At 57.9% G+C, this 16,511-nt stretch carries 17 protein-coding genes; 8 read left to right on the top strand and 9 right to left on the bottom strand.

What is annotated here, in order from left to right; all coding sequences use genetic code 11:
- Positions 1-143: 143 nt before the first annotated feature.
- From ACI5FR_RS03535 to ACI5FR_RS03520, 4 genes are read left to right on the top strand one after another with little or no spacing between them, the layout of a single operon-like run.
- Positions 144-1,730 carry a spore germination protein gene (locus tag ACI5FR_RS03535; RefSeq protein WP_405450361.1) on the top strand — a complete coding sequence of 529 codons (1,587 nt, stop codon included), beginning with the start codon at positions 144-146 and terminating at the stop codon, positions 1,728-1,730.
- 23 nt (positions 1,731-1,753) lie between these two features.
- The gene (locus ACI5FR_RS03530) at positions 1,754-2,947 is read left to right on the top strand and encodes a Ger(x)C family spore germination protein (RefSeq protein ID WP_405450359.1); all 1,194 of its coding nucleotides are present in this window, start codon (positions 1,754-1,756) and stop codon (positions 2,945-2,947) included.
- 8 nt (positions 2,948-2,955) lie between these two features.
- Entirely contained in the window at positions 2,956-3,189 is a 234-nt protein-coding gene (locus tag ACI5FR_RS03525) for a hypothetical protein (RefSeq protein ID WP_405450356.1), read from the top strand.
- A gap of 12 nt (positions 3,190-3,201) precedes the next feature.
- Positions 3,202-4,311 (top strand): GerAB/ArcD/ProY family transporter, encoded by a 1,110-nt coding sequence (locus ACI5FR_RS03520; protein ID WP_405450354.1) that lies wholly within the window; start codon positions 3,202-3,204, stop codon positions 4,309-4,311.
- Here the strand turns inward: ACI5FR_RS03520 and ACI5FR_RS03515 are convergent.
- The gene (locus ACI5FR_RS03515; protein WP_405450352.1) at positions 4,290-5,162 is read right to left on the bottom strand and encodes an AraC family transcriptional regulator; all 873 of its coding nucleotides are present in this window, start codon (positions 5,160-5,162) and stop codon (positions 4,290-4,292) included. The genes ACI5FR_RS03520 and ACI5FR_RS03515 overlap by 22 nt on opposite strands.
- Positions 5,163-5,343: 181 nt before the next feature.
- Between ACI5FR_RS03515 and ACI5FR_RS03510 the strand changes: the two genes are divergently transcribed.
- Positions 5,344-6,618, top strand: coding sequence for an MFS transporter (locus tag ACI5FR_RS03510; protein WP_405450349.1), 1,275 nt, complete (start codon positions 5,344-5,346; stop codon positions 6,616-6,618).
- Positions 6,619-6,663: 45 nt separating this feature from the next.
- Here ACI5FR_RS03510 and ACI5FR_RS03505 read toward each other — a convergent pair whose 3' ends face one another.
- The gene (locus ACI5FR_RS03505) at positions 6,664-7,608 is read right to left on the bottom strand and encodes a zinc dependent phospholipase C family protein (RefSeq protein ID WP_405450346.1); all 945 of its coding nucleotides are present in this window, start codon (positions 7,606-7,608) and stop codon (positions 6,664-6,666) included.
- The gene (locus ACI5FR_RS03500; protein WP_405450344.1) at positions 7,601-8,479 is read right to left on the bottom strand and encodes an amidohydrolase family protein; all 879 of its coding nucleotides are present in this window, start codon (positions 8,477-8,479) and stop codon (positions 7,601-7,603) included. Before ACI5FR_RS03500 ends, ACI5FR_RS03505 begins: the two co-directional genes overlap by 8 nt.
- A 203-nt stretch (positions 8,480-8,682) precedes the next feature.
- Here ACI5FR_RS03500 and ACI5FR_RS03495 point away from each other — a divergent pair, with 203 nt between their 5' ends.
- Entirely contained in the window at positions 8,683-9,435 is a 753-nt protein-coding gene (locus ACI5FR_RS03495; RefSeq protein WP_405450342.1) for an alpha/beta hydrolase, read from the top strand.
- An 84-nt stretch (positions 9,436-9,519) separates the two neighbouring features.
- On the opposite strand, the gene ACI5FR_RS03490 is transcribed toward ACI5FR_RS03495, so the two are convergent.
- Positions 9,520-9,687: a hypothetical protein gene (locus ACI5FR_RS03490; protein ID WP_405450339.1), complete on the bottom strand. Its 168-nt coding sequence runs from the start codon at positions 9,685-9,687 to the stop codon at positions 9,520-9,522.
- A gap of 180 nt (positions 9,688-9,867) precedes the next feature.
- On the opposite strand from ACI5FR_RS03490, the gene ACI5FR_RS03485 reads away from it, so the two are divergent.
- Positions 9,868-10,935, top strand: a complete 1,068-nt coding sequence (locus tag ACI5FR_RS03485; protein WP_405450337.1) for a M42 family metallopeptidase — start codon at positions 9,868-9,870, stop codon at positions 10,933-10,935.
- Here ACI5FR_RS03485 and ACI5FR_RS03480 read toward each other — a convergent pair.
- Together ACI5FR_RS03480 and ACI5FR_RS03475 are read right to left on the bottom strand one after the other, a co-directional pair.
- Positions 10,917-11,825 (bottom strand): DMT family transporter, encoded by a 909-nt coding sequence (locus ACI5FR_RS03480; protein ID WP_405450335.1) that lies wholly within the window; start codon positions 11,823-11,825, stop codon positions 10,917-10,919. The two genes, ACI5FR_RS03485 and ACI5FR_RS03480, sit on opposite strands and share 19 nt — an antisense overlap.
- 132 nt (positions 11,826-11,957) lie before the next feature.
- Positions 11,958-13,166, bottom strand: a complete 1,209-nt coding sequence (locus ACI5FR_RS03475; protein WP_405450332.1) for a M20 family metallopeptidase — start codon at positions 13,164-13,166, stop codon at positions 11,958-11,960.
- Positions 13,167-13,389: 223 nt separating this feature from the next.
- Between ACI5FR_RS03475 and ACI5FR_RS03470 the strand changes: the two genes are divergently transcribed.
- Positions 13,390-14,046: a GDSL-type esterase/lipase family protein gene (locus tag ACI5FR_RS03470; protein ID WP_405450329.1), complete on the top strand. Its 657-nt coding sequence runs from the start codon at positions 13,390-13,392 to the stop codon at positions 14,044-14,046.
- A gap of 30 nt (positions 14,047-14,076) precedes the next feature.
- Here the strand turns inward: ACI5FR_RS03470 and ACI5FR_RS03465 are convergent, their stop codons facing one another.
- The 3 genes from ACI5FR_RS03465 to ACI5FR_RS03455 are packed head-to-tail and all read right to left on the bottom strand — an operon-like array spanning position 14,077 to position 16,502.
- The gene (locus ACI5FR_RS03465) at positions 14,077-15,060 is read right to left on the bottom strand and encodes an electron transfer flavoprotein subunit alpha/FixB family protein (RefSeq protein ID WP_405450327.1); all 984 of its coding nucleotides are present in this window, start codon (positions 15,058-15,060) and stop codon (positions 14,077-14,079) included.
- Between the two features lie 33 nt (positions 15,061-15,093).
- Positions 15,094-15,879: an electron transfer flavoprotein subunit beta/FixA family protein gene (locus ACI5FR_RS03460; protein ID WP_405450325.1), complete on the bottom strand. Its 786-nt coding sequence runs from the start codon at positions 15,877-15,879 to the stop codon at positions 15,094-15,096.
- On the bottom strand, positions 15,876-16,502 hold the full coding sequence (locus ACI5FR_RS03455) for a fatty acid metabolism transcriptional regulator FadR (protein WP_405450322.1): 627 nt from the start codon (positions 16,500-16,502) through the stop codon (positions 15,876-15,878). Before ACI5FR_RS03455 ends, ACI5FR_RS03460 begins: the two co-directional genes overlap by 4 nt.
- Positions 16,503-16,511: the final 9 nt, after the last annotated feature.

Below are 16,511 nucleotides of genomic sequence, written 5' to 3'. Positions count from 1 at the left end.
CTTCAAGCGGAACTGCCAGCCAATGGCAGTTTCTTTGCGTCTTCACATACTTTTCAGAAAGTTATGGAATGATATACAAAATACGGCAAGCCATAAAAAGCCGATACCACTCAGCCCAGTAGACGAAGGCGGAGGTGACGGAGATGATGTCTAAATTTTTCAAAACCTATCGAAACTTGTTCAATCGTAAGCGGAACCGTGCTGAGGAGCCGCAATCCACACCCCTGCAGGAGCAGCTTGAGCGAAGCATCGCAGCGAATTTTCTGAAGCTCCAAACCGCTTTTGGAAACAGCAAGGATTTGGTGACAAGGCCGATTATCCTGGATTCGGAAGGCGCTTCCAGGCTCGGGTTCGTGTACTTGGAAGGGCTGGCAAGCGCCAGCTTGCAACAAAAGGTTCAGGAAGCCCTTCTCTTCAAGAGCGAAGAAATTGCTTCGTCGATTGCAGCCGGGGAAGAGACAGGAACGATCATCCGCCACATTCTTACGACCGCGGATGCGGCCATCGCGCATAGCTTCTTGGACATCATCAAGGCCATTCTCTCCGGAGAGACCGTTCTCTTGCTGGAAGGGTATCGACAAGGCATCGCGGTACGAACCGCTGCGGGCAACAGCCGTGCCGTAGAAGAGCCGATTTCCCAATCCGTCGTGAAGGGGCCGAGGGAAGGATTCACCGAGAATATGGGCACGAATATTGCGCTCATCCGCAAAAGAATCAAATCCCCCGAGCTCTGGCTTGAGAACATGACCATTGGAAAAGTGACTCAAACGAGTGTAAGTCTCATGTATATCAATGGCATCGCGAACGACACTATCGTCGCCGAAGCCAGGGAACGACTTCGCCGGATCGAGATCGACGGAGTTCTGGAGAGCGGCGTCATCGAGGAGCTGATCCAGGATGAAACATTCACTCCTTTTCCCACAGTATATAACTCCGAACGGCCCGATGTAATAGCGGCGGGGCTTCTTGAGGGCCGGGCTGCTATTCTGGTGGACGGCACTCCCTTTGCCATGTTGGTCCCGGCCTTATTCGTCCAATTTTATCAGTCGGCCGAAGATTACTATCAACGGGCCGAATTCGCCACGTTGATCCGCTTGCTCAGGTACATCTGTTTTTTCATTTCTTTGCTCGCCCCGTCGCTGTATATAGCCATTACGACGTTCCATCAGGAGCTGCTGCCCAGCACGCTGCTAATCAGCTTGGCTGCACAGAGGGAAGGCATTCCGTTCCCGGCCTTCGTGGAAGCGATGCTCATGGAGATCACATTCGAAATCCTGCGCGAGGCCGGGGTCAGGCTGCCCAAAACGGTCGGACAAGCCGTCTCCATAGTAGGCGCTCTCGTCATCGGTCAGGCGGCCGTGGAAGCCGGGCTTGTATCGCCGGGCATGGTGATCGTCGTCGCCACCACGGCGATCTCCAATTTCGTCATCCCCTCGTTCAATATGGGGATCTCGATCCGCATCATCCGCTTCGCCCTCATGATCTTCGCCGCGACATTCGGCTTGTTCGGCATTACGGTAGGCATGATCGGAGTTGTCCAGCATTTGTGCAGCTTGCGTTCCTTCGGTGTGCCCTATATGTCACCGTTAGCGCCGTTTGATGTTGCGGATCAGAAAGATACGATTCTACGGCTGCCGCATTGGGCATTGTTCTCCCGCCCGCGCTTCATCAGCTCGAATAACAAAATTCGGGAAAACAACGCTCCGACATCGAAACCCAAGCCGAATTAAACGGACGAGAGGAGGGTATCCGTATGCGCCGGAACCTGTATGTGATCTGCTGTCTGATCCTCGTCTCCCTGATGCTGGCCGGCTGCTGGGATCGGCGCGAATTGAACGAGATTGCCATCGCGGTAGGGATGGGCCTCGATAAAGACGGAGCCCAAGTCCGGATATCCAGCCAGCTCGTGAACCCTGGTGAAGTGGCGTCGACTCGAAACGCCAGAGGATACAGCACGCCGGTCACCGTATACAGCGCCACAGAGGCTACCACCCTGGAGGCCCTGAAAAAGCTGACTACAATGTCCCCCCGGCAAATCTTTTCCTCCCATCTTCGCGTTTTGGTGATCGGGGAAGAGCTGGCGCGCCAAGGCATTGCGGACATCTTGGACGGCTTATCCAGGATGAACGAATTTCGTACCGACTTTTTCATTCTTGTCGCCAGGAACAACAGCGCTATGAGTATATTGGAGACGTTGACGCCCTCAGAGAAAATCCCTGCCAACGGGCTATACACGATGCTGAATACTTCCGCGAAAACATGGGCGCCGACCGTAAAAATGACCTTGGATAAAGTGATGTCGGATATATCCAATCCTACCAAGGATTCCGTATTAAGCGGGATTCGAATCATCGGAAATGAATCCGCCGGACATTCGAAATCGAACCTGGAACGGACTCATCCGGCGGCCCGGTTGCAAAACTCCGGATTGGCCTTGTTCAAGAAAGGCCGGCTGATCGATTGGATGAATGAGGAGGAAAGTAAAGGATACAACTATATTCGGGGAAATGTAAAGCGGACGGCCGGTCATCTGACATGTCCCGAAGGAGGGACGGTCGGGGTTGAAGTCATTCGCACCAAGTCGAAGGTGAAAGGAAAGGTTAGGAATGGAAAGCCGCAAATTTCCGTCGATTTGTTCGTCGAACAAGATATCGGCGAGGTTAAATGCAAATTAGACTTGTCCAAAGAAGAGACGATCCGGCAATTGGAGAAGATCTCCGTCCAAAAATTGAAAGACATCTTAGAAGCTGCCATTCGCAAAGCCCAAAAAAACAAAGCGGATATATTCGGCTTCGGCGAAGCGATTGAAGACGCAGATCCGAGAACGTGGCTCCGAATAAAAGACGACTGGGATCGATATTTCGGAGAGCTCGATGTCACTGTGCATGTAGACGCGCCGATACGCCGTACGGGTACCATCAGCAATTCCGCTCAAGGAAAGGAGTAGGAGCCCCCATGTGGACGATTGCCGGAATCTTGATTCTAAGCGGGTGGATAGCGGTTCTGGAAGTCCCGGGCTTTGTTCGAGGGAAGAGGGTCAAAGACCTGGTTGTGTTCCTGCTCCTCCTGTCGGGCAGTACCGTACTGTCCATCTTGGTTACCCTGCGAGTAAGGTTGCCGAACCCGGTAGACTGGATAACGGCGATCCATAAGCCAATCAGCGATTTCATATTCGGGACACTCAGCTAGAGGTGAGGAATCATGCTCGAGAAAGGGAAGATCGGGGTTCATCAATTCACGATCTTGACGATTTTATTCACGGTTGGCAGTTCTATTCTCATTGCTCCCTCGGGCGTTGCGCATGATGCGAAGCAGGATGCTTGGATCGCTTCGGCTGCGGGGTTGATCGGCGGGTTGCTCCTGATCTGGCTGTACAATCGAATCACGGTCCGGTTTCCCCGCTCTACATTCGTTTCCTGCTGTCGGCAGGTGCTTGGCCATTGGCTGGGAAGCGCAGTGGCGTTATTTTATTTCGGCTATTTCTTCCTTCTTGCTGCCTTCGTGCTCCGCAATATCAGTGATTTCATGGCGACGCAAGTATTGACCCAAACTCCGATCCAATTTATTCATATTTTTTTTCTGGGTGTTGTCATTATGGGAATCCGCAATGGGATCGAGACGCTTGCCCGAACGGCCGAAATTTTTTTACCGTGGGTATTTTTCTTCTTCCTCATCATGGCTGTGCTGCTGCCTCCCAAATTCGAGTTCGGCAACGTGGTCCCGATTCTCGAATACGGCCTAAAACCGATTATTCGCGCCTCTCTCCCTGTACTGAGTACCCCCTATATGGAGCTGATCGTGTTCCTACTGATCTTCCCGTCGGTCAAAAATGCGGCCATGGCGAGGAAAGCGTTTTGGGTCGGCACCCTTGTGGGCGGAATTTTGCTAGTCGGGATCTCGCTATTGTCCATTCTCGTACTAGGTGCGGATTTAACGGCTCGACATGTGTACCCCAGCTTCAGTCTAGCCAAAAAAATCAGCATCGGCACTTTTCTAGAAAGGCTCGAGGTCATTATGGCCGGCATCTGGTTCATTACGATCTATTTCAAGCTGTCCATTTGCTTATATGCGTCTACCATGACGTTCGCCGAAGTGTTCAAGCTGCGAGATCCGAAGCCCCTTTACTGGCCCTTCGGCATGTTGTTGATTGCGCTTTCTGTCACGGTGTACCCGAATATCACCTATTCTACGCAGTTTGCATCAAGAATCGACTTTCCGTATTCGCTGCCGTATGCCGTCCTGATTCCTGCCTTGATCCTGATTGTGGCTTTAGTGAGGGGGCAGAAGGATCACGAGCCGTTACGGCGGTAGAAGGAGGGAGCGACCCCTTCGAGCCGTCGGAACGCGCGGCTGAACGCATGAATGCTGTCGAACCCAAGCTCCTCGGAGATGCGGGTGATCGGAGCGGAGGAGAACTGGATGAGCTCCTTCGCTCTTTCTATGCGCAGCCCCAGGTGGTACTTCACCGGAGTGACGCCGAACGCGGCGCGGAAGAAGCGGATCAGCGAGGTCCGGCTCATCCGGCTTGTCTGCGCCATCTCCTCGAGCGGCACCGGCCGGTTCAGCTGGGCGAGCAAGTGCTGCTTCAGCAGTAGGAACGCCTCCCAATTGGTCATCCAGTCGGGCTGGTCCTGCTTGCCCCATTCGCGGAGGAGCGTCGTCCACAAGGCGAGGAAGATACTCCGCGCCTTGAGTTCATAGTAGGGAAGCTGCCGCTCCATCTCTTGAATCAGCTCCATGATGAGCGATTCGATCGGGAACGGGTTGCGGAGCCGAAAATGGTTCGGCAGCCGAAAGGGCGGTTCCGAGAGCAGGTCCGGACGGAACCAGCCCCGCTCCGTCTCGGACATGTCCGAGAGCGGCTTGAACGAGATTTTCACATCGGGGCTGTCCGGCTGCTGAATCAAGTCGAAATGAATATGCGGCTGCTGAAGGGGGATCGGTCCGAACGAGCGGAACGCATGGCGCTGACTCGGCTTGAACAGGAACAAATCCCCGGGAATGCCGTGATACACCTGGTCCTCGACCTGCACCTCGAGCTCTCCGTCTTTCACGTAGAGGAGCTCGTAGTCGAAGATCACCCGCTCCGGGAGCGACCATCCCACGTGGGCACGGTGATCCATGGCTCGGCGAATATAAGGGGTCAGGCTGCTCAAATCCATATACGAATCCTCCCGGTCATAGCTCTTTCTATTGTAAATGTTAATGGCGGTTTAATATAGGGGGAGGGTCCGCTCCGGCTGCACAAACCATTTACCAAAAAAACGCAAAAAACAGATGGAAGATCGGCGGAACGGTGATACAATGATTACGCATGAGATCGAAGCAACTGGAGGAATGCCAATGCAGGAAGACCGCAAACAAATACGCGCCTGGCTCATGTACGACTGGGCCAACTCCGCATTCGCGACGACGATGATGGCGGCGGTGCTGCCGATCTTCTACAGCGACGTAGCGGCCGCCACGCTGAACGATGCTACCCGCGCTACGTCTTACTGGGGATTCACGCAGACGATCGCCATGCTGCTCGTGGCCGTTATGACGCCGATCTTGGGAGCGATCGCCGACGAGACCGGCTCGAAGACCCGGTTCCTGCGGGTGTTCACATACGTCGGGGTGCTCGCCTCAGCCGGCTTCGTGCTGGTCGGCAAGGGGGACTACATACTGGCGTCGATCTTATTTATTTTCGGCTCAATCGGCTTCTCGGGTGGAAACGCTTTCTATGATGCGATGCTGCCTGATCTGGTAGAATCGAAGCGCCGGGATTATGTGTCGTCGCAAGGGTTTATGTATGGCTACATCGGGGGCGGGCTGCTGCTCGTCTTGAATCTGTTGATGATCCAGATGCCCGGTCTGTTCGGGATTCCGAACACGGCCACCGGTACTTATATTTCTTTCGCAACCGTTGCGGTGTGGTGGTTCGTCTTCTCGGTGCCGATCTTCCGGCATGTCAAGAATACCGGTACGCTTGAGAAACGCTCCATCGGTTATTACACGCAGATGGGCTTCTCGCGCGTCGTCAAGACGTTCAAGCACATTCTCCACTACCCGGAGCTGGTGAAGTACTTGATCGCCTTCCTGTTGTTCAATGACGGGATCAGCACGATCATCACGATGGCGACGGTGTATGGCAAGGAGATCGGGATTAAGACGGAGGATTTGATCGCCGCGCTCGTCATCACGCAATTCGTCGGCATTCCGTTCACCCTGCTGTTCGGCAAAATCGCGGACCGGCTCGGGTCGAAGGCGTCGCTCTACATCTCGCTCAGCATTTACGTGCTGATCGTGGCGCTGGGGTATTTTATGACGTCTGCGGTGCATTTCTATGCGCTCGCCTTCATGGTCGGCCTTGTGCAGGGCGGCAGTCAGTCGATCGCCCGCTCGATTTTCTCCCGGTTAATCCCGGCCGGCCGGGCCGCCGAATTTTTCGGCTTCCTAACCGTGTCGAGCAAGTTCTCCTCGATTATGGGGCCGTTCGTGTTCTCCATCGTCGGCATATGGACCGGCTCCAGCCGATTCGGTATTTTGTCGTTGATCCTCTTCTTCCTGGCCGGCATCTATATGCTGACGCGTGTGAACTTGGAGAAAGGTCAGCAGCAGGCGCTCGAGAAAATATAGCGGAGAGCCAAAAAACCTCTGGAATCACTCCAGAGGTTTTGCTGGCTAAAAAATAGGCTTCACGAACCGGATTTCCAGCCCGCTGTCGCACGGCCTGCCTGTTTCGTAGGAGATGTTGCCGAGTGCCGGGACAAGCGCCTGCCAGGCTTGCTCGCGTTCGTGCGGCTCGGCTGCCGTGATGCAGGCGATCGCCGCACGCAGCACCCGTTCGCCATCCTCGAGCGCCAGCTCCCACATGTCCCAGATGCTGTCGGTGTACGTTTCCTCCGGAATGGCAGGGTGGTGCCACACCGACCGCGCTTCGTTCAGGATGTCGAGCGCGGGGGGAGTCCGCGTGTACACCAGCTTACGGATGTATCCGCCCGTCATTAGCCGCTTCACCCCGACCGGATCGTGGAACAGCCGCTGCGCCTTCAGCATGTCCCGGTACGCATCCTGCCAATCCTCGGCTGTCAGTGACGCCGTGAGCTCGGGGTAGTGGGCGCGCGTAGTCCGGACGAGCAGATCGACTACCGCATCCGGCAGCGCGGGACCGGCATCCAGCTCTCTCCACACCGGCGTCCTCCAGGTTTCGAGGCCGAGCTTCTGTTTCACGATCAGGGTGTCCATTAGGATCTCGAACTTCTGATGGTCGTATTTGCCGAAGCCGGATTTGTAGAAAACGTACGGGTGCATATTCCGATCGAGGATGTGGTGGGTCAGGAACCCGAGCACATAGACGACCGTGACATCCTCGAGCGGCTTCCCGGCTGCGGCTCTTATGAAATCGATCAGCACGGGGCCGCAATGGGAGCTGTGCATCGCGCTGCCGAGCGCAGGCATCCCCTTCTTGGACTGCCAAGGGAGGAAGCGATGATAGAACAGCGGATCCGGTCCTTGGCTGCCCACCCGGAACAGATGGCGAAGCCGGGTATCGGTCCAGACCAGCTGGGGTGCAACCTTCTGCAGCAGCTGCTCGCCGAACAAAAAATGCGTCCAAATATTAGGCATGGGCCGTTTCGCGCAGAGGGACGAGCTTCAGCGCGTTGCCCGAATAGATCTTGTTCAGCACGTCTTCCGGGAGATCTAGCGAGCCCAGCACCTCTTGATGCACGTTGTCGAAGTAATCGCGCGCGTACAGAATCCGGTCCTGGAATTCCAGGATGAATTCCTTCGCATGTTCAGGGTCGCGGCGGAACGCGTTCGCGCCGGAGCCTGCCGAAATGTCGCAGTACAGATTCGGATACTTGCGCAGCATCTCGGTCACTTTGCCGCCCGGCAGCACTTTGCCCTTCGGATAGGCGATCTTGTCGAACTGGTCGTCGCCCGAGATATGCGCCCAGAAGCCTGGAGCGTGACCGAGGAAGATGGTCTCGGGGCAAGCGGCTACGGCCCGCTCGAAGGCGCCGATCCCGCCGCCGTACCACCAGTTCGGCCTTGGGTAAGCGCGTCCGGAATCGAACTCGTAGTCGATATGCACGATGACGGGCAAGCCCTTCGTCCCGCAGAAGCGGAACATCCGGAGCGCATCCGGGTTGTCGTAGCACATGCGGAGCTTGATCTCGCCGTAGATGCGGACGTCGTACATGCTGATCGCATAGGCCAGCTTATCGATCGCGTCCGGACGTCGCGGGTCGGGGGCGTAGCCGAGAATGAACTTTTCCGGGTATTGACGGGCATAAGCGGCGCACCGCTCGAACGAGATCGGTCCGTTCGGGCCGTGATCCGGGACGATCTTCTTGTAATGAGGGTCATACTCGTCATCCGGGCATTCCCAGCTGATCAACCAAGTCTTGTCGATGTTGTACTGCTTCATGTTGTCCAGAAACCGCTCTACATTGTATCCGTACCAATCCGGGTGATTATGGGCGTCGATAATCAAGGGTAAACACTCCCATCTAGTATTGTCGACTTTATTGTACAGGTTCAATACAGGTGCGGCAATAGCTTTATTGCGAACGGACGGATTAAGAAGTGTAATCATTGAAAAAAGGGCTAGAAATTCGTTGCCGCCCATGGCACAATGAAAACAATGCGAACGAGCCTGCATTTACGGGGCTTACATAACGAAAGGAATGAATCCTGATGGCACTGCTGCACGTTCATTTTCCATCCGCGGCTCTGGGAATCCAAGCTTCTATGTACGTCATTCTGCCGGATCCGAAGCCGGAGCTGGCTCCCGATCGGGAGCACCCTACACTTACGCTGTTGCACGGCCTCTCCGACGATCATACTACCTGGGTGCGGCGAACATCGATCGAACGGTATGCGGCTGCCTATAACATAGCGGTCGTCATGCCGGCGGTGAACCGCAGCTTCTACGCCGATATGAAGTATGGCGGGGCGTATTGGACCTTCGTGAGCGAAGAGCTGCCGCGGATCGCACTTACATATTTCCGTTTGTCGGCGGCGCGGGAGCACAATTTTGTGGCGGGACTGTCCATGGGAGGGTATGGGGCGTTCCAGCTGGCGCTGCGCCACCCGGACCGGTATGCCGCGGCGGCGAGCTTGTCGGGGGCGGTTGATATAGCAGCCCGCCAGCAGCATTTTGCGAAGGATTTCGCCAATATTGTCGGCCACGATGCGCAAATTAGCGGGAGCGAGTCCGACTTGTTCCATCTAGCGGAACGCGTCGCGGCATCCGCGGGCCCGAAGCCCAAGCTGTTCCAGGCTTGCGGGACGGAGGACTACCTGTACGAGGACAACCAGCGCTTCCTGGCGCACGCCCGGAAGCTCGACCTCCCGCTCGACTACGAGGAAGAGCCCGGGTCGCATGAATGGGGCTACTGGGATATGAAGATCAAACGCGTCCTGGAGTGGCTCCCCATCCAAAAATAAGGCAAACTAAAAAACCGAAGCCCTCGTCCGGTAACCGGATAGGAGAGGTGCTTCGGTTTTTTCATGACACAAAGGGGACGTGTGCTATTCTTCCTCGCACGCTTCCTCGCCGAACTCCGCCGCATACTCTTCGCCGTAGTCTTCTCCGAGCGAACGCTGCATGTCCGTCGGGAACTCGCTGCGATACTGATCGATTCGGGACGGATGCCCGGCCGGTCCGTTGTTGTCGGGACGGCTGTTTCTTCCAGTCATCGACTGCTCACCTCCTAAGTTACGGCCCCGCATGAGTGAGTTTCTTCGGGCGGAGACCGGTCTTCAACATCTCTTTAGCGGTTTCCAATATGCGGCCCAAACATACGAACATTTTCGAAATCCGGCTCTATGGCCTATACTAGGGAAGACTACTTTTTTGCAAAAAGAGGAGAATGGCCCATGACAACTTCGATTCTAGAGTCGCTGAACCGCCCGTATATCCTTAACTTATTGGAAACGCTGCTGCGTACGCCTAGTCCGAGCGGCTATTGCATGACGATCATGAAGCTCGTCCGGGAGGAGACCGAGAAGCTCGGGTACGCGTTCGAAATGACACCAAAAGGCAACGGCATCATCACGGTGCCGGGGCAGGCGGGCGTAGGCGCAGACGGGGAAGGAACGCTCGGACTGTCGGCGCATGTGGACACGCTCGGAGCAATGGTCAGGGCGATCAAGCCGAGCGGGACGCTGCGGTTCACGCCGATCGGCGGTTATGCGATGCAAACGGTGGAAGGCGAATATTGCCTCGTCCATATGCGCAACGGGGAGACGGTCGAAGGGACGGTGCTGTCCACAAAACCGTCGGTTCACGTCTATCCGGATGCCCGGGAGTGGAAGCGGGAAGAAGCGAATATGGAAATTCGGCTGGACGAGTCGGTGAAGAGTAAAGAAGATGTGGAGAAACTGGGCATTTCCGTAGGGGATTTCATCTCTTGGGATCCGAGAACGAAGCTGCTGCCTAACGGCTGGATTAAATCACGTCACCTGGACGATAAAGCGAGCGTGGCGGCGCTATTCGGGGTGCTGGAATGGTTGAAGCGGGAAGGGAAGACGCCCCGGCGCACAGTGAAGCTGATCTTGTCCACCTACGAAGAAGTGGGGCATGGGGCGTCGTATATCCCGCCAGATATCACGGAGCTGATCGCCGTCGATATGGGAGCGCTGGGCGATGACTTGTCCGCTACGGAGCGGGACGTATCGATCTGCGCCAAAGACTCGAGCGGGCCCTACGATTACGGGATGACATCCCGGCTCATCGAACTGGCCAAGCGCGAAGGGATCCCCTACGCGGTCGACATTTACCCGCAATACGGCTCCGACGCGTCTGCGGCGCTGCGCGGAGGCAGCAACATTCGCGCCGCCCTGATCGGGCCCGGCGTCCATGCCTCCCACGGCATGGAGCGGACGCACGCCGATGCGGTGGCCGGCACGGCCGCACTTCTGCTCGCCTACTTGCTCGAGGCTTGACGCAGGAACAGCCAGACGCCGATCAAGAGCAGGGCGGAGGCGGCGAGCTGCTGGTAGCCGAGCCGTTCGTTCAGGAACAGGGCCGCCAGCAGGCTGGCCCCGACAGGCTCGCCGAGCACGGACATCGAGATCGTGGAGGCCCTCATGTAGCGGAGCAGCCAGTTGAACAATAAGTGGCCGAACAAGGTCGGCACGATCGCGAGGAGCAGGAACAGCTGCCAATCCCGGGCGGCATAGCCGGTGAAGGCGTTCCCTGCCCCAACGTTGTAGGCGGCGAGCACGCCCGCCGCCGCCAGGAAGACGGTGAAGCTGTAGACGTACGAAGAAATGCGCGATCTTAGGCGCTGGCCGAGCAGCATATGAACGGCTACTGCCAGCGCGCTGAGCAGGGACATCGTATCGCCTTGAAGCGCCTCGCCCGAGAGGGAGAAATCGCCCCAGCCGATCAGCACCGTCCCGAGCATCGCGATTCCGATGCCGATGATGCCCTGGAGCCGGATTCGCTCCCGGTAGAGCAGGAAGGCGCCGATCATGACGAAGATCGGCTCCAGCGTGAGCAGAACGGTCGAGCTCGCGACCGTCGTGTGGTTCAGGGATCCCATCCAGAGCAAGAAGTGGATGCCGAGGAACAGACCCGATGCGGCGAGCAGCATCCAGTCGTGGAGCGCGATCCGCTTGACCTCCGGCCAATAACGGATGAAGAAGGGCAGCATGAGCACGTTCGTGAACAGCAGGCGGTACATCGCCGCAACGGCGACGTCCGCCTCGGTCCACTTCACGAAGAGCGCCGAGAAGGAGATGGCAATCATGCCGACTACGAGCATGCTTCCTGCGAGTGAGGCGGGCAGCGTTTGCCGGGATGCGGGGATAGGGAGATGAGCTGGTTTCATGTAACGGGAACCCTCGATTCAGCATGAGTAAACGACTTTATTATACAGAGCCCGTCCGGAAATGACGAATTGAAAAAAATGCCGAATCCCCGAATAGATCGGGGGTCCGGCATTTTTTATACACGTTTTCCGTTACTGGGCTTCGTGCCCGAGGGATTCGAGAAACTCCGCGCGAATCCGCAGCAGCAGCTCCGGATTCGACGCCGCCTCATAGGCGGTCGTCGCGAGCGCTTTGGCGCCCAGCACCATGCCCTGCATCGCGCGGTCGGTCATGGCGAGATCGCGGAACTCCTTCGTGTGGAGCAAATGCCGCTCGTCGATAATTTTCACGTACGGGTGGATCGCCGGACAGCGGCGAGAGACATTGCCCAAGTCGAGAGACCCGTTGTCTTGCCCGGTCTCGATCTCGTCCGCGCTGACGCCAAGCGCGATCAAGTTCGAAGTGAACGTCTCGGACAGCGCTTCATTCGTATTCAGCTCGTCATACGAATATTCGTAATTGGACGTCTTGAGCGTACAGCCGGTCGCGAGCGCCGCTCCTTCCGCACAGCGGAGCACCTTGGCCACGACCTCGTCGGTATGCGTGCGTCTCGCGGAGCGGATATAGAAGTCGGCGGACGTGTAGTCCGGGATAATATTCGGCGCCTTCCCGCCCTCGGTGATGACGCCGTGAATCCGCACATGCTTCTCCAGCTGCTGGCGCAGCGCATTGATGGAATTGAAGAGCAGGAGCATCGCGTCCAAGGCGTTCACGCCTTCGTGCGGGCTCGCCGCCGCGTGCGCCGGCTTGCCGAAGTACTCGAAGCGGATGGCGTCCATGGCGAGTGAATCGCCGGAACGCTCGTGCTTGTAGTAAGGATGCGCCATAAGCGCGAAGTCGACATCGTCGAACAACCCGGCATCGGCCATCGGCACCTTCGCGCCTTTCGTTTCTTCCGCCGGCGTGCCGTAGATCCGGATCTCGCCGCCGACTTCGTCCATTACGGCCTTCAGCCCGACTGCGGCGAGCATGCTCATCGAGCAGATCAGATGATGGCCGCAGGCGTGGCCCAGCTCCGGCAAGGCGTCGTATTCGCACAGGAAGGCGACGGTCGGGCCCGGCTTGCCGGTGCTATACGTGCCTAGGAAGGCCGTCGGAATCCCAAGCACTGCGGTCTGCACCTCGAAGCCCTGCTCCCGCAGCTCGGTCGTCAGCTTGTCGAACGCCATGAATTCTTGATGCCCGAGTTCGGGGTGTTCGCCGATGAATTGAGAAATTCGGATGAACCGGTCCGCTTGATTGTTAATGCGGTTAAGTATCTCCTGCTTGCGCTCGCTGACTAAGGTCGTCGGGGTAGACATTGGCCGCACTCCTCTTGGTTTGGATTTAGGTGTTGGTTCAGGTTCCGATGGGATCGCTTTGTGAGGTTTCTTTGGTACTATTGTATACCAATTCCGGGACAACGGCCACTTTGCGAGGGATGCGCCAATAAAATTGTCGGGACGAATGCCCAATCGAAGGCCGTGTGAATAAACTGATAGAAGTATCGGACTCGAGTGATGGAGCGACAGGAGGAAGGACCTCATGAAGCAGCGTGTATTCCATTATACGGCGATCGGCGATTCTTTGACCGTTGGGTATGGCGTTCCGGAGGATCACAGCTTTCCAGCTCGCTACCGGGCGATCGCCGAGCAGGCGCTCGGGCGGAAGGTAGTGCTGCACAACACGGGCAAGGTCGGGGCCACGTCGAGCGAAATTTTGCAGCTCGTTCAGCAGGATCCGGACGTGAGAGCCTATGTCCAGCAAGCGGATCTGATTACGGTAACGGCGGGCGGCAACGACTTGATCCAGGCGGCTAAAATCTACTTCAACGACATGAAAGTGGAGACGTTGAAGAAGGCGCTTGTGGTCTATGCTCAAAGCATGAGGCGATTGATGCTGGAGCTGAAGCGGCTTCGGCTGAACAAAAACCGCCCGTGCATCGTCCGGCTGGTCGGGATCTACAACCCGATTCCGGAGTTTGACGAGGCGGCTTTCTGGATCAAACGGTTCAATTCGGTTATCGTTCGGCTGGAAAAAGATTCAATCCGCGCGGTTCAGGTGTACGACGCGTTCGACGGCCGGTTGGAAGAGCTGCTGTCCGACGACCGGTTCCACCCGAATTCGGAAGGGTATAACGTCCTGGCGGAGCTTACGCACAAGCTCGGCTATGGCGGACTTGCGCATAAGGCATCCAAATAGGAAACCGCTGTCTCCGGGCGGGGTGCCTTGCTAGTCTCGAATCAGCTTCGTCAATCGTGGAACCGCCTCGAACAGATCGGCGACGATGCCGTAGTCGGCCACCTGGAAGATCGGCGCTTCCGGATCTTTGTTGATCGCGACGATCGTCTTGGAGGCGCTCATCCCGGCGAGATGCTGGATCGCTCCGCTGATCCCGCAGGCGATGTAGACGTCCGGCGTGACGACCTTGCCTGTCTGTCCGATCTGCAGCGCATAGTCGCAATACCCGGCGTCGCAGGCTCCCCGCGAAGCGCCTACCGCGCCATTCAGCGCCTCGGCCAGAGCCTCGAGCGGCCGGAAGCCGTCGGCGCTCTTCACGCCGCGGCCGCCGGAGACGATGACGCTCGCCTCGGACAAGTCGGTCGTCCCGCCGGATTTTTGATCGACCTGGACGAGCTTCACCCGAGGCGCGGACAGAGGGGAGTAAGGGACGAGACGCAAGTCAATCGGAGGAGCGGCCTCGGGTTGCTCCACGACAATATTGTTGGGCCGGATCGTGATGACCGCGGGACCCGCTGCGAAGGCGCGAGTCTCGAACGCCTTGCCCGCGTAGATCGGCCGGATGAAGCGGCAGCCGGTCTCGTCGGCTTCGATCGCGACGACGTCGGAGATTTGCCCGGCGCCGAGCGCCTCGGCGATCGCGGGAGCGGCATCCTTGCCGAGCGGCGTATGTCCGAACCAGACGGAGTCCGGCCGGAAGGCATCGATCACAGCCCCCAGGGCGTGAATGTATTGTTCGGCTGTCGGCCGGCTGAGAGTCTCGTGGACGACGGCATAGACGTGCGCCGCCCCGCCTGAGGCGAGCTCGGCCGCGGCCTCATCGAGCCCGGCTTGCAGCTCGTCGCCGCCGATGAGCACGGCCGCGATCTCGGCGCCGGCGGACCCGCAGCGCCTGGCGGCCGTGAGCGTCTCGAGCGCGACTTTGCGCAGCTTGCCTTCGCGCAGCTCCGCTGCGATGAGCAATCGGTTATGCATAGGATGCACCTCGTTCTCCAGGATGAGTTGCTATTAAGCTTGCTTCAACATCCGTTTCAGTACATCGGCCAGCTGACGCACCTGCTCGTCGAGCTCGCCGGTCAAGATCGTGCCCGACTTCCGCGCCGGGGGGAGCGAGCGCCCAAGAACTTCCGTCGCCGGCGTCAGCCTGGCGGGGTCCAAGCCGAGCTCCTCCGCGGTGTACACCCGGAAGGGCTTTTTCTTCGCCTTCATGATCCCCGGCAGCGACGGGTAGCGGGGCTCGTTCAAGCCTTGCTGGGCGGTGAACAGCGCGGGCAGCGTCACTTCCACCGTCTCCGTCGCGCCCTCCACATCGCGCTTCGCGACGGCGACGGCCGGATTCGCCGGGTCGATCCGCAGCTCCGTCACGGCTGAGACGTGAGGCCAGCCGAGCCGGGCGGCGACCCGAATCGCCACTTGGCCGGCGCCTTGATCGACGGAGAAGTAGCCGCCGAGCAGCACGTCGGGCAGCTCCGGCTGATCGTGCCGGAGACACGCGGCGAGCAGGGCGGCTACGACCGTCTCGTCGACCGCACCCGACGGAGGCTCGATGCGCACCGCTTCGTCGGCACCCATCGCGAGCGCGGTGCGAAGCGCTTCTCCGCAGCGCTCAGGGCCGACGGAGAGCACCGTCACCCGGCCGCCATGCTGGTCCCGGAGCCGGATCGCTTCTTCGACGGCGTATTCATCGTACGGATTGGGAATGAATTTCACTCCATCCTCCTCGATCGATCCATCCTTCAGCTTGATTTTTTCCTCCGTATCGAACGTTTGCTTCAACAAGACCGCGATGTTCATCGTTCTTCGCTCCTTTCCGAATCGGATGCTGCCTTCCCGCCCGCCGTGATGCCCCGAATGAAAAAATCCACGGTGCCGTCCGCTTGCGCCGCAAGCGAATAGGGACGTTCGGACAGCAGCCACGACGTGACGACTTCGTCCATCGCCCCGAACAAGAGATGCCTGGTGAGCCGGATGTCCAGATCGGACCGGAACAACCGCTGCTCCACACCTCGGCGCAGCACGTCCTCGATCAGGCGGAAATAAGGCTTCACCGCCTGCCCGATCTCCCGGCGCAGCTCCAGGTTGCTCTGCCTGAGCTCGATCTGCGTAACTTTGGCCAAGTCCCGGTTGCTCTCCAGCTCGGAGTAATGAATCGTACACAGTGCCCGCAGCGCGTCCATCGGGTGGTCCATATCCATGACGTGCCGCCTGCATTTCTCCACTAACTCGGTGAGCCGGGAACGAAGCACGGAGACGAGCAGCTCCTCCTTGCTGCGGAAGTACAAATAAATCGTGCCGTCGGCCACCCCGGCCGCCTTCGCGATCCTCGACACTTGCGACCGGTGAAAGCCGGATTCGGCGAACACTTTCAGAGCGGCGTCCAGAATGAGCTCGGACTTGTCTTTCATTTTTCCAGTCATGGGACCACC

It is taken from the genome of Paenibacillus sp. HJGM_3 (assembly GCF_045062745.1).
Lineage (GTDB): Bacteria > Bacillota > Bacilli > Paenibacillales > NBRC-103111 > Paenibacillus_AA.
This window is presented reverse-complemented; position numbering and strand designations above follow the sequence as displayed.

Excerpts from the sequence above, each read along its gene's own strand:
- ACI5FR_RS03535 (WP_405450361.1), top strand. The coding sequence starts at position 144 with ATGATGTCTAAATTTTTCAAAACCTATCGAAACTTGTTCAATCGTAAG.
- ACI5FR_RS03530 (WP_405450359.1), top strand. The coding sequence starts at position 1,754 with ATGCGCCGGAACCTGTATGTGATCTGCTGTCTGATCCTCGTCTCCCTG.
- ACI5FR_RS03525 (WP_405450356.1), top strand. The coding sequence starts at position 2,956 with ATGTGGACGATTGCCGGAATCTTGATTCTAAGCGGGTGGATAGCGGTT.
- ACI5FR_RS03520 (WP_405450354.1), top strand. The coding sequence starts at position 3,202 with ATGCTCGAGAAAGGGAAGATCGGGGTTCATCAATTCACGATCTTGACG.
- ACI5FR_RS03515 (WP_405450352.1), bottom strand. The coding sequence starts at position 5,162 with ATGGATTTGAGCAGCCTGACCCCTTATATTCGCCGAGCCATGGATCAC.
- ACI5FR_RS03510 (WP_405450349.1), top strand. The coding sequence starts at position 5,344 with ATGCAGGAAGACCGCAAACAAATACGCGCCTGGCTCATGTACGACTGG.
- ACI5FR_RS03505 (WP_405450346.1), bottom strand. The coding sequence starts at position 7,608 with ATGCCTAATATTTGGACGCATTTTTTGTTCGGCGAGCAGCTGCTGCAG.
- ACI5FR_RS03495 (WP_405450342.1), top strand. The coding sequence starts at position 8,683 with ATGGCACTGCTGCACGTTCATTTTCCATCCGCGGCTCTGGGAATCCAA.
- ACI5FR_RS03490 (WP_405450339.1), bottom strand. The coding sequence starts at position 9,687 with ATGACTGGAAGAAACAGCCGTCCCGACAACAACGGACCGGCCGGGCAT.
- ACI5FR_RS03485 (WP_405450337.1), top strand. The coding sequence starts at position 9,868 with ATGACAACTTCGATTCTAGAGTCGCTGAACCGCCCGTATATCCTTAAC.
- ACI5FR_RS03480 (WP_405450335.1), bottom strand. The coding sequence starts at position 11,825 with ATGAAACCAGCTCATCTCCCTATCCCCGCATCCCGGCAAACGCTGCCC.
- ACI5FR_RS03475 (WP_405450332.1), bottom strand. The coding sequence starts at position 13,166 with ATGTCTACCCCGACGACCTTAGTCAGCGAGCGCAAGCAGGAGATACTT.
- ACI5FR_RS03470 (WP_405450329.1), top strand. The coding sequence starts at position 13,390 with ATGAAGCAGCGTGTATTCCATTATACGGCGATCGGCGATTCTTTGACC.
- ACI5FR_RS03465 (WP_405450327.1), bottom strand. The coding sequence starts at position 15,060 with ATGCATAACCGATTGCTCATCGCAGCGGAGCTGCGCGAAGGCAAGCTG.
- ACI5FR_RS03460 (WP_405450325.1), bottom strand. The coding sequence starts at position 15,879 with ATGAACATCGCGGTCTTGTTGAAGCAAACGTTCGATACGGAGGAAAAA.
- ACI5FR_RS03455 (WP_405450322.1), bottom strand. The coding sequence starts at position 16,502 with ATGACTGGAAAAATGAAAGACAAGTCCGAGCTCATTCTGGACGCCGCT.